This is a genomic window from Dactylosporangium darangshiense (genome assembly GCF_039537565.1).
Taxonomy (GTDB): domain Bacteria; phylum Actinomycetota; class Actinomycetes; order Mycobacteriales; family Micromonosporaceae; genus Dactylosporangium; species Dactylosporangium darangshiense.
The window spans coordinates 296,315-306,753 of sequence record NZ_BAABAT010000009.1 but is presented as its reverse complement, the minus strand read 5'-3'; the positions used below and the strand labels follow the sequence as shown (position 1 = coordinate 306,753).

The window sequence follows — 10,439 nt, the reverse complement described above, 5'->3', positions numbered from 1 at the left end:
GGCGACCGACGCCGTGCAGACCAAGCAGGTGGCGGCCAACGCCGAGCTGAAGGTCTGGGTCGAGGCGGTCAAGGCCGCCAAGGGCCGCACCAGCGACGACCTCGGCACGAAGTACCCGAAGATCTCCCAGCCGATGTGGACCGGCTTCCAGGCCGCGCTCAGCGGCGGCAAGTCCCCGCAGGACGCCTTCTCCGCCGCGCAGACCACCGCGGCCGCGGCCACCAAGTGACGATGCCCCGGGCGACGCGGCCCACTGCCCGCCACCGCGGCGGGGCCCAGTGGGCCGCGTGGGCCTTCCTCGCACCGGTCGTGCTGTACCTCACGGCGTTCTACGCCTACCCGCTGTACCGCAACCTCGATCTGAGCCTGCGCCAGTACACGGTGCGCTCCTTCGTGCAGGGCGACGCGCCGTTCACCGGCCTGTCGAACTACGCCACGGTCGTGGACGACCCGACGTTCTGGCCGGCCGTGTGGCACACCGCGGTCTTCACGGGCGTGTCGCTGGCCTTCCAGTTCTCCATCGGCATGGCGCTGGCGGTGTTCTTCCACCAGAACTTCCGGCTCTCGGCGACGCTGCGGGCGCTGTTCCTGGTGCCGTGGCTGCTGCCGCTGATCGTGTCGGCCTCGACGTGGTCCTGGATGCTCAACAGCGACTCCGGCATCGTCAACGCGGCGCTGCGCCTCGTCGGCGTCGACCCGGTCAACTGGCTGACGTCGCCGGCCTGGTCGCTGGCGTCGGTGACGATCGCCAACATCTGGATCGGCATCCCGTTCAACCTCGTCGTGGTCTACAGCGGCCTGCAGGCCGTCCCGGCCGAGATCTACGAGGCCGCGGCGCTGGACGGGGCGCGGCCGTGGAGCACGTTCTGGCGCATCACGTTCCCGCTGCTGCGCCCGGTCTCCGCGATCACCCTGCTGCTCGGGCTCATCTACACGCTGAAGGTCTTCGACATCATCTGGATCATGACCAAGGGCGGGCCGGCGGACGCGTCCACGACCCTCGCCACCTGGTCGTACCGGCTGGGCTTCGGCAACCTGCTGCCGGCGTTCGGTCCCGGCGCGGCCGTGGGCAACCTGCTCATCATCGCGGCCATGATCTTCGGCCTGATCTACATCCGCACCCAGCGCAGGGCGCTGTCATGAGCCGCGGGCTGAAGACCGCCGTGGGCGTCGGGCTGACCGCGATCATGCTGTTCCCGATCTACTGGATGATCAACGTGTCCCTGACCCGGGACACCGACATGCGCGACGATCCGCCGCACCTGTTCCCGCTGCACGGGACGCTCGAGGGGTACAGCGCGGTGCTGGACCAGCAGCTGCCGTACCTCGGCAACAGCCTCCTCATCGGGCTCGGCACGGTGCTGGTCACGGTCGCACTGTCCGCGCCGGCCGGCTACTCGCTGGCCCGGCTGCGCCCGCCCGGCGGCGGCGTGCTCAGCTTCGTGCTGCTGGTGGCGCAGATGATCCCCAGCATCATCATGGCAATGGGCTTCTACGCCATCTACCTGCGCCTCGGCGTGCTCAACAGCACCGCGGGCCTGATCCTCGCCGACTCGACCATCGCCGTGCCGTTCGGGGTGCTCATCTTCACCGCGTTCATGTCCGGCATCCCGGCCGAGCTGACCGACGCGGCCCGCATCGACGGCGCCGGCCCGCTGCGCACCTTCTGGTCGGTGGTCCTGCCGGTGAGCCGCAACGCCGTGGTCACCGTCAGCCTCTTCGCGTTCCTATGGGCGTGGTCCGACTTCGTCTTCGCCAGCACCCTCGACGGCGGCGGCACCCAGCAGCCGATCACGCTCGGCATCTACCACTACATCGGCAACAACAACCAGCAGTGGAACGCCATCATGGCCACCGCCGTGGTGGCCTCGATCCCCGCGACGCTGCTGCTCATCGTGGCTCAGCGGTACGTCGCCGCCGGCGTGACCGCCGGCGCCGTCAAAGACTGAAGGAACACCTCCATGCGCGACTCCCACGGCCCTGCCGTGCCCACCGACCGTGCCATCTCGGCGCTGCGTCCTCTGCCCGCGTCCGCCGCCCGCCTCGACCGCGCCGGCCTGCTCGGCCAATGGCAGGAGCGCAACCGCGCCGCCACGCTGCCGCACTGCATCGAACAGCTGCACGCGCACGGCAACCTCGACAACCTGCGCCGGGTCACCGGGGACACCGGCGGCGCGGCCGCCGCATACGCCGGCTACTGGTTCGCCGACACCGACGTGTACAAGACCCTCGAGGCGGCGTTGTGGCACGGCACCGAGCGGCAGTTCGTGGCCGACACCGTCGAGCTGCTCGCGAAGGTCCAGGACCCCGACGGGTACCTCGTGTCGTACTTCCAGCTGGCCGCCAACCGCGACCGGCAGTGGGCCGAGCTGCCGTCCAGCCACGAGATGTACACCGCCGGGCATCTGATCCAGGCCGCCGTCGCCGCCGCTCGCGGCGCGTCCGGCGACGCGACAGCGCTGCAGCTCGTCGACGTGGCCCGCCGCTTCGCGGACCTGCTCGTGCGCCGCTTCGGCGCCGGCGGCGAGGACGCGGTCGACGGGCACCCCGAGATCGAGACGGCGCTGGTGGAGCTGTTCCGGGCCACCGGGCACCGGCCGTACCTCGACCTCGCCGCGCGCCTCGTCGACCTGCGCGGCCACGGCCTGCTGGGCCCGGAGAGCCGCTTCGGCCAGCGCGCCTACTACCAGGACCACACGCCGGTCCGCGAGGCCGCCGAGGCCACCGGGCACGTGGTGCGGCAGATGTACCTCCTCGCCGGCGCCGTCGACGTGGCCGTCGAGACCGGCGACGCCGAACTGCTCGCCGCCGCCGAGCGGCTGTGGGACTCGGCGCTGGCGTCGAAGACCTACGTCACCGGCGGGCAGGGCTCCCGGCACCGCGACGAGGCCTTCGGCGACGCCTACGAGCTGCCGCCGGACCGCGCCTACGCCGAGACCTGCGCGGCGATCGGCGGCTTCCACCTGGCGTGGCGGCTGCTGCTGGCCACCGGCCGCGCCCGCTACGCCGACGAGATGGAGCGCCTGCTGTACAACGGCATCGCCGCCAGCACCGCGATCAGTGGCACCGAGTTCTTCTACTCCAACCCGCTGCAGCTGCGCACCGGCCACGACGGCTCCGACGAGGACGCGCCCGGCGCCCGGCTGCCGTGGTACCGCTGCGCCTGCTGCCCGCCGAACCTCGCCCGGCTCATGGCGTCCCTGCACACCTACACGGCCACCGGCGATCTCGAGGGCCTCCAGCTGCAGTTGTACGCCCAGGGCTCGTTCGCCGCCTTCGGCCGCGCGGTCGACGTGGCGACGCAGTACCCGTGGGACGGCACGGTGACGGTGACCGTGACCGAGTCGACCGACGCGCCGTGGACGCTGTCGATGCGCGTCCCCGCCTGGTGCTCCGACGTGCGCATCAGCGACCCGGATGCCGTCGTCGCCGACGGCTACGCCCGGATCCGTCGCGTCTGGCGGGCCGGCGACCGGGTCGAGCTGACCCTGGCCATGCCGCCGCGGCTCGTCGCCGCCCACCCGCGCGTCGACGCCGTGCGAGGCACCGCCGCCCTCGCCCGCGGCCCGGTCGTCTACTGCCTCGAGCACGCCGGCCTGCCCGGCGAGCTCGCCGGTGCCGTCTTCGAGGACCTCATGCTCGACGCCTCGGCGCCGATCGACGTCGTCCGCGACCACCCCATCGTCCCCGTCGCGCTCGCCGCCACCGCGCGGGTCTCCGGCGCGGCGGACGCCGCGCTCTACGGGCCGTTCGACGCGGCACCGCCGCCGCGCGCGGGCGCGACCGTCCACGCCGTCCCGTACCACCTGTGGGCCAACCGGGAGCCTGGGCCAATGCGGGTCTGGCTTCCCGTCGTACCGCCGCCACGGTGACGTCGGCGCGCACGTTGCCGACTACCGGGCGATCGAGTCGTCGCTGGGCATCGCGGCCCGGCCGATCTCGATCAACGAGTACGCCTCGCCGAGCCAGGTCGACATCCCCAGCGTCGCCGTGCACTACATGGCGGTCTTCGAGCGCTACGGCATCCGCGACGCCGAGCGCGCGTACTGGTACGAGGCCGGCACCCTCAACGGGCTGCTCTACAACAACGCACCGACGGCGTCATATTGGGCCTACAAGTGGTACGGCGACATGGCCGGCAACATCGTGCAGACCGTGCCCGGCTCGTGGCTGGAGGGCGTCGCCTCCTACGACCCGACCCGCAGGTTCGGTCGTCCTCGGCGGCGCGCGGCGACAACACCGTGCGCGTCACCGGCCTCGGCGCGCTCGGCTCGCAGGTCCGCGTGACGCTCTCGCGGACCGGCACCACCGGCCGCACCACCAACCAGAGCGCACCGACGACCGTGTCCACCACCACGTACACCGTCTCCGGCGGCAGCATCAGCGTGCCCGTCACCGGCATGGACGCCTGGGCCGCCTACCAGCTGCTCATCACCCCAACGTCCGGGATCGCGACCTGGCAGCAGCGGTACGAGGCCGAGAACGCCGCCGTCGTCAACGCGAACCGCTTCTCGTCGTCGTCGGCGTCCAACGGCGGCTACGTCGGGCAGATCGACGGCTCGGCCAACAGCCGCAACGACGCCTTCGTCGACTTCATCGTCAACGTCCCGCAGACCCGGGCGTACACGATGAACATCCGCTACGCCAACGGCACAGGTGCGAACTCCACCCAGGGCCTGGCGTACAACGGCGGCAGCTGGTCGACGGTGACCTATCCGCCCACGGGGGCCTGGGGCTCGTTCGGCTCGTCGGTCAACGTGACGGTGAACCTCAACGCCGGCTGGAACACGATCCGCCTGGCGAAGGGCGCCCCGTCCTTCGCCGGCGGCACCGGCTACGCCGAACTCGACGCGATCACGCTCAGCTGATCTGCGGTGCTCCGGCCTCCTCCCGGGGGCCGGAGCACCCTCAGCGGGTCCGGGTGCCGAACGTGCGGCGGTAGGTGTCCGGCGGCACGCCGACCACGCGGTTGAAGTGGCGGCGCAGCGTCGTCGAGGTGCCCATGCCGGTGGCGTTGGCAATGGCGTCGATGCCGTCGTCGGTCTTCTCCAGCAGCTCCTGGGCGTGGCGGATGCGCTGGGTCAGCAGCCACTGCAGTGGTGTGGTGCCGGTCGCCGCCTTGAAGTGCCGGCCCAGGTGGCGTGAGCTCATCCGGGCCTGGCGGGCCAGGTCCTCGACGGTCAGCGGCTGGTCGAGCCGCTCGATGATCCAGGGCAGCAGCGCGGTGAGCGGGTGGTCGTCCTGGTCGGGCACCGGGGCGGTGACGAACTGCGCCTGGCCGCCGGCCCGGTGCGGCGGCACGACGAGGCGACGGGCGACGGCGTTGGCGACCGACGAGCCGTGGTCGAGGCGCACGAGATGCAGGCACAGGTCCAGCGCGGCGGCCTTGCCGGCGGAGGTCAGCACGCTGCCGTTGTCCACGTAGAGCACGTCCGGCTCCACCTGGACCCGGGGATAGCGGGCGGCCAGCGCCGCGGTGTGTGCCCAGTGCGTCGTCGCGCGCCGGCCGTCCAGCAGCCCGGCCGCGGCGAGCACGAAGACGCCGGTGCAGAGGGAGGCCACGCGCGCGCCCGCCTCGTGGGCCGCGCGCACCGCGTCCACCAGGTCGGCCGGCGGGTCCACGTCGACGTCGGCCCAGCCCGGGACGATCACGGTGTCGGCGTGGCGGAGCCGGTCGAGGCCGAAGTCGGGCTCCAGCCGGAACCGGCCCACCTGGACGGCGTGCGGCCCGCAGACGACGAGCTCGTACCACGGGACCGTGACGCCATCGGGTGGCGCGCCGAAGACCTCGTTGGCCAGGGACAGCTCGAACTGCAGCATCCCGTCGGTGGCGGCGAGGGCGACCAGACTCATGTCCGGAATTGTATGGGACATGTCGTTCCCGACACTGGCCGCGTCGCTCGCCGCCCGGGAGGATCTTCCGCATGGATGCGAAACAGCAGGTGGCGGTGTTCGGCGCGTACGGGCACACCGGACGGTTCGTGGTAGCGCAACTGCGGGAGCGGGGGTTCATCCCGGTCCTGTCCGGCCGGGACGCCGACAAGCTGCGCGCGCTGGCCGCCGGGTCGGGACTCGAGGCCCGACCGGCGTCGGTCGACGATCCGGCGTCGCTCGACCGCGCGCTGGCCGGAACGGCGGCGGTGATCAACTGCGCCGGCCCGTTCGCCGCGACCGTCGCCCCCGTGGTCGAGGCGGCCCTGCGCGCCGGGATCCCGTACGTCGACGTGGCCGCCGAGGTCGAGGCCAACGCCGACACCTTCGCGCTCTTCGCCGACCGCGCCCACGCCGCGGGAGCGGTCGTCGTCCCCGCGATGGCGTTCTTCGGCGGCCTGGGCGACCTGCTGGCCACCGCGGCGATGGGCGACTGGACCTCGGCCGACGAGGCCCACGTCGCGTACGGGCTGAGCAGCTGGCACCCCACGGGCGGGACCCGCGCCTCCGGCACCGTGTCCCGGCAGCGCCGCAACGGGGCCCGGGTCGTCTACCGCGACGGACGCCTCGACTACCGCCACGACAGCCCGGCAACCGTGCAGTGGGCCTTCCCCGAGCCGCTGGGCACCCGGGCCGTCATCGGGGAGTTCACCATGGCCGACGTCGTCACCATCCCCAGCCACCTGTCCGTACCCGAGGTCCGCACCTACATGACCGTCGAAGCGGCCAGGGACGTGGCGGGCCCGGACACCCCGGCCCCCGCCGCCGTCGACGAGCACGGGCGATCCGCGCAGACCTTCCTCGTCGACGTCGTCGTGCGCCGCGGCGACGTTCAGCGGCGCACCGTGGCCACGGGCCAGGACATCTACGCCGTGACCGCGCCGCTGGCGGTAGAGGCGGTACACCGCATCCTCACCGGACAGACCAGGACCGTCGGCGTCGCCTCCGCCGGCGAGATGTTCGACGCCGCCGACTTCCTGCGCGCCATGTCCGCCCACATCGCCGTGCAGCCGGCCTACACCGCGGTCACATGATCCCCGCGGCATCCCACATGGCCATGGCGAGGCCGAAGCCGCGCAGGTCGGCGACCGCGCCGCCCATCTTGTTCATCACGTAGCAGAAGGTCGTGCGGGCGTCCAGGTCGACGATGGCCAGCGAACCGCCGTAGCCGCCCCAGTAGATCGTGTTGGGGTTGGGCATGATCTGGTCGCCGAGGGCGAAGCCCAGGCCGAACCGCAGCGGCAGGTTGAGCACCAGATCACGCCCCTCGACCTGCAGCTCGAGGGCGCGGCGGCACCCGGCCTCGGACATGAGCCCCCGCCCGTCGTTGGCGAGGACGGCGAGCATCTCGGCGACCGAACGGGCGTTGCCGGTCCCGCCGCCGGCCGGGATCTCCGCGGCCCGCCAGGCGCGGGAGTTGACCTGTGCCACCGCCGGCGCCGGGTTGTTGCCCACCCGCTTCTGCAGTTCGGTCACGGAGAGCTCGGGCGGCGGCCCGGCCGGCGGCGCGATCAGCTCGGCGACGCGCAATTCCTCGGACGCCGGCAGGCCGATGTGGAAATCGGCGCCCAGTGGGCCGGCGATCTCCTCGCGGAGCACGGTGCCCAGCGAACGCCCGGTGATGCGGCGCACCACCTCGCCGATCAGGTAGCCCTGGGTCAGCGCGTGATACCCGGACACGGTCCCGGGCTCCCACTCGAGGGCCTGCGCGGCCAGCAGCGAGGTGGCCTTCTCCCAGTCGTAGAGGTCCTCGGTGCGCATCGGCTCCCGCCACGCGGGCAGCCCGGCCGAGTGGCTCATGACGTGGCTGACCTTGACGTCCTGCTTGCCGTTGGCCGCGAACTCGGGCCAGTACCGGGCCACCGGCGCGGCGAAGTCGAGCTCGCCGCGATCGGCGAGCAGCAGGGCCACGAGCGCGGTGACGGTCTTGGTGGTGGAGTAGACGTTGACGATGGTGTCGCGTTGCCACGGGCGAGCGCCCTCCGCGTCGGCGTGACCGCCCCACAGGTCGACGACCGTCTCCCCGTCGACCGTCACGCACAGGGCCGCGCCGGCGTCTACGCCGCTGGCCAGGTTCTCCGCGAACGCCGCTCGCACCGGCTCGTACCGATCTCGGGCGAAACCCTGCACCATGCCGCCGAATGTAGGCGGTCCGACGATCCCGGCGTACCGAATTTCCCGCTACGCAGATTTTCGTACGCCCGCTGCGACGCCAGGCCGACGACGATCCCGGCCGGGCAGCCGATGATCGCGCCATGAGGAAGCTGCTGCTGGTCGTCGCAGTCGGGTTCGGGCTGGTGCTGACATTGCCGTACCTGAGCCTCGACGTCGACGACAGCCGCCTCGAGGTGCGCGACGGCCTGCAGTACGCCGTGCTGGTGGCGCACATCTTCACGGCCGCCGTGGCGCTCGTGCTCGGCCCCCTGCAGTTCATGCCGAAGGTCCGGGCGCGTAGGCGGCTCCACCGCGTGCTCGGCCGGACCTACCTGCTCGCTGGGGTCCTGCCATCGGCGGTGGCCACGATCCCGGTCGCGGTGTGGTCCGGCCGCCCCGTCACGCAGATCGGCCTGACGACCGCGGGGGTCCTGTGGCTGATCACCGGCGGTCTCGCGTACCGGGCGGCCCGCCGTCGCGACTTCACCGCACACCGGGCCTGGATGATGCGCAACTACGCGCTGACCTTCCTCGCCGTCACCTCGCGCATCCTCGTTCCCCTGCTCCTGCTGGTGCAGATCCCCTTCGGCGGAGCCGAGGCGGGAGCGATCGGGGAACGCGCGCCCTCGATGATCCCGATCGGTCAGACCTTGGGCTGGATCATCAACCTGATCGTGGTCGAGATCCTGATCAGACGGGACCGCTCGCCGCGGCGAGGCCGACTCGTGTGATCACCCGGGTGGCAAAGGTCGCTGCCCGCCGTGGTCCTGCGCGCCGAGTGACGGTGCGGAGGTCAGTCCGTCTGCCCGGTGATGAGGGCCGCAGCGCGTTCGGCGATGCCACAGACGGTCGCGTTGGTATTGCCGGAGACGATCGTCGGCATGACCGAGGCGTCGGCCACCCGCAGCGCGTCGATCCCGCGCACGCGTAGCTGCGGGTCGACCACAGCACGGTCGTCGAGGCCGATGCGGCAGGTGCCGACCTGGTGGGAGTACGTGCGCAGGCTCTGGAACAGGTAGTCGCGCACCTCGGCGGGATCCTGCACGGCCGGTCCGGGCAGCACTTCGGCGCCCCGCCAGCTGTCGAGGGCGGGCGCGGTGCCGATCGTGCGGGCGATGCGCAGCCCGGCCGTCATCACCGCCACGTCGTGCGGATCGCCGTAGTAGTTCGGGTCCAGCCGGGGCGGCGCGTCCGGGCTGGCGGCAGTGAGGCGGACAGTGCCGCGGCTGCGTGGGGTCATGGCGGAGATGCCGATGGACCAGCCCTCGCCGGTGCCGGGAATCGACGGAGGCAGCGCGGGGGCGTAGTACGGCATGTCGACGAGCTGGAGCTGCAGGTCCGGGGCGGCCGCCGACGGGTCGCTGCGGACCAGGCCGGCGACCTCGGCGCGGTTGGTGCGGCCGGTCGGCAGCGGGCGGGCCGCGCTGTAGATGACGGTGGAGCGCGGGTGGTCCTGGAGGTTGGAGCCCACTCCGGGCAGGTCGGCGACGACCTCGATGCCCAGCTGCCGCAGGTGCGCGGCCGGCCCGATGCCCGACAGCATCAGCAGCAGCGCCGAGCCGACCGTCCCGGCGGTGAGCACGATCTCGCGGTCGGCGCGCGCGGTGAAGACCTCGCTGCCCACGCCGTACTGCACCGCGGTGCAGCGCCCGCCCGTGGTCAGCAGGCGGTGTGCCAGCGCGTCGGTGACGAGGGTGAGGTTCGGGCGCGGCAGGGCGGGCGCGAGGTACGCGTCGGCGGCGCTCTGCCGCCGACCGTCCACAATGTTCAGATCGGACCAGCCGAAGCCCTCGTCCAGGCCGGCGTTGAGATCGGGTACGACCGGGTACCCGGTCTGCTGCGCGGCCGCGAGCAGGGCCTGCGCGACCGGGTGACCCGGTGACGCCGGAGCGACCGTCAGTGGCCCGTCGACGCCCCGGGTGGCCGGGTCGCGCCCAGGGGCGTTCTCGCTGCGCCGGAAGTAGGGCAGCAGGTCCTCGAAGCCCCACCCGGTGGCGCCGGCGGCAGCCCAGGCGTCGTAGCTCGAGCGGTGGCCGCGGGTGAACACCATGCCGTTGATGGCCGAGGATCCGCCGACGCCGCGGCCGCGCGGCCACGGCACCACGCCGCCGGTCGCGGCCTGCGGCACCGAGACCCCGGCCCAGTCGGCCGAGGTCCCCTGCAGCGTCGGCCAGACCGGTGGCGGCGCCTCCGCGGGCGAGCGGTCGCCGGCCTCCAGCAGCAGGACGCCGACGGCGGGGTCCTCGGACAGCCGCGTCGCGAGCACGCAGCCGGCGGTCCCGGCGCCGACCACGACGTAGTCGTACGTGGTCTCCATTCCCAGGCGCTACCCCGCAGGTCCTGCGTTACGCCAA

10 protein-coding genes and 1 pseudogene are annotated in these 10,439 nt (G+C 72.5%); 8 read left to right on the top strand and 3 right to left on the bottom strand.

Features of this window, described 5'->3' with window-relative positions; translation table 11 throughout:
• The 6 genes and pseudogenes from ABD901_RS19895 to ABD901_RS19870 form a co-directional block, all read left to right on the top strand.
• Positions 1–229 (top strand): annotated as a pseudogene (locus tag ABD901_RS19895) (sugar ABC transporter substrate-binding protein); the annotation flags it as partial.
• Positions 230–231: 2 nt separating this feature from the next.
• Positions 232–1,143 (top strand): carbohydrate ABC transporter permease, encoded by a 912-nt coding sequence (locus ABD901_RS19890; protein WP_345128581.1) that lies wholly within the window; start codon positions 232–234, stop codon positions 1,141–1,143.
• The gene (locus ABD901_RS19885) at positions 1,140–1,949 is read left to right on the top strand and encodes a carbohydrate ABC transporter permease (protein ID WP_345128580.1); all 810 of its coding nucleotides are present in this window, start codon (positions 1,140–1,142) and stop codon (positions 1,947–1,949) included. Before ABD901_RS19890 ends, ABD901_RS19885 begins: the two co-directional genes overlap by 4 nt.
• A 12-nt stretch (positions 1,950–1,961) precedes the next feature.
• The gene (locus ABD901_RS19880; RefSeq protein WP_345128579.1) at positions 1,962–3,872 is read left to right on the top strand and encodes a glycoside hydrolase family 127 protein; all 1,911 of its coding nucleotides are present in this window, start codon (positions 1,962–1,964) and stop codon (positions 3,870–3,872) included.
• 127 nt (positions 3,873–3,999) lie between these two features.
• Entirely contained in the window at positions 4,000–4,287 is a 288-nt protein-coding gene (locus ABD901_RS19875) for a hypothetical protein (RefSeq protein WP_345128578.1), read from the top strand.
• Entirely contained in the window at positions 4,242–4,868 is a 627-nt protein-coding gene (locus tag ABD901_RS19870; RefSeq protein ID WP_345128577.1) for a CBM35 domain-containing protein, read from the top strand. The genes ABD901_RS19875 and ABD901_RS19870 overlap by 46 nt, the downstream gene beginning before the upstream one ends.
• Positions 4,869–4,908: 40 nt before the next feature.
• Here ABD901_RS19870 and ABD901_RS19865 read toward each other — a convergent pair whose 3' ends face one another.
• Positions 4,909–5,853, bottom strand: coding sequence for a helix-turn-helix domain-containing protein (locus tag ABD901_RS19865; protein WP_345128576.1), 945 nt, complete (start codon positions 5,851–5,853; stop codon positions 4,909–4,911).
• A 71-nt stretch (positions 5,854–5,924) separates the two neighbouring features.
• Here ABD901_RS19865 and ABD901_RS19860 point away from each other — a divergent pair, with 71 nt between their 5' ends.
• Positions 5,925–6,965: a saccharopine dehydrogenase family protein gene (locus ABD901_RS19860; RefSeq protein WP_345128575.1), complete on the top strand. Its 1,041-nt coding sequence runs from the start codon at positions 5,925–5,927 to the stop codon at positions 6,963–6,965.
• Here ABD901_RS19860 and ABD901_RS19855 read toward each other — a convergent pair.
• Entirely contained in the window at positions 6,958–8,064 is a 1,107-nt protein-coding gene (locus ABD901_RS19855; RefSeq protein WP_345128574.1) for a serine hydrolase domain-containing protein, read from the bottom strand. The genes ABD901_RS19860 and ABD901_RS19855 overlap by 8 nt on opposite strands.
• A 122-nt stretch (positions 8,065–8,186) precedes the next feature.
• On the opposite strand from ABD901_RS19855, the gene ABD901_RS19850 reads away from it, so the two are divergent.
• Positions 8,187–8,816 carry a DUF2306 domain-containing protein gene (locus ABD901_RS19850; protein ID WP_345128573.1) on the top strand — a complete coding sequence of 210 codons (630 nt, stop codon included), beginning with the start codon at positions 8,187–8,189 and terminating at the stop codon, positions 8,814–8,816.
• A 62-nt stretch (positions 8,817–8,878) separates the two neighbouring features.
• On the opposite strand, the gene ABD901_RS19845 is transcribed toward ABD901_RS19850, so the two are convergent.
• A complete protein-coding gene (locus ABD901_RS19845) occupies positions 8,879–10,402 on the bottom strand; it encodes a GMC family oxidoreductase (RefSeq protein ID WP_345128572.1) in 1,524 nt (507 codons plus the stop codon).
• Positions 10,403–10,439 lie beyond the last annotated feature (37 nt).

Coding starts and splice junctions, on each gene's coding strand:
- ABD901_RS19890 (WP_345128581.1), top strand. CDS start 232: ATGCCCCGGGCGACGCGGCCCACTGCCCGCCACCGCGGCGGGGCCCAG.
- ABD901_RS19885 (WP_345128580.1), top strand. CDS start 1,140: ATGAGCCGCGGGCTGAAGACCGCCGTGGGCGTCGGGCTGACCGCGATC.
- ABD901_RS19880 (WP_345128579.1), top strand. CDS start 1,962: ATGCGCGACTCCCACGGCCCTGCCGTGCCCACCGACCGTGCCATCTCG.
- ABD901_RS19875 (WP_345128578.1), top strand. CDS start 4,000: ATGGCGGTCTTCGAGCGCTACGGCATCCGCGACGCCGAGCGCGCGTAC.
- ABD901_RS19865 (WP_345128576.1), bottom strand. CDS start 5,853: ATGAGTCTGGTCGCCCTCGCCGCCACCGACGGGATGCTGCAGTTCGAG.
- ABD901_RS19860 (WP_345128575.1), top strand. CDS start 5,925: ATGGATGCGAAACAGCAGGTGGCGGTGTTCGGCGCGTACGGGCACACC.
- ABD901_RS19855 (WP_345128574.1), bottom strand. CDS start 8,064: ATGGTGCAGGGTTTCGCCCGAGATCGGTACGAGCCGGTGCGAGCGGCG.
- ABD901_RS19850 (WP_345128573.1), top strand. CDS start 8,187: ATGAGGAAGCTGCTGCTGGTCGTCGCAGTCGGGTTCGGGCTGGTGCTG.
- ABD901_RS19845 (WP_345128572.1), bottom strand. CDS start 10,402: ATGGAGACCACGTACGACTACGTCGTGGTCGGCGCCGGGACCGCCGGC.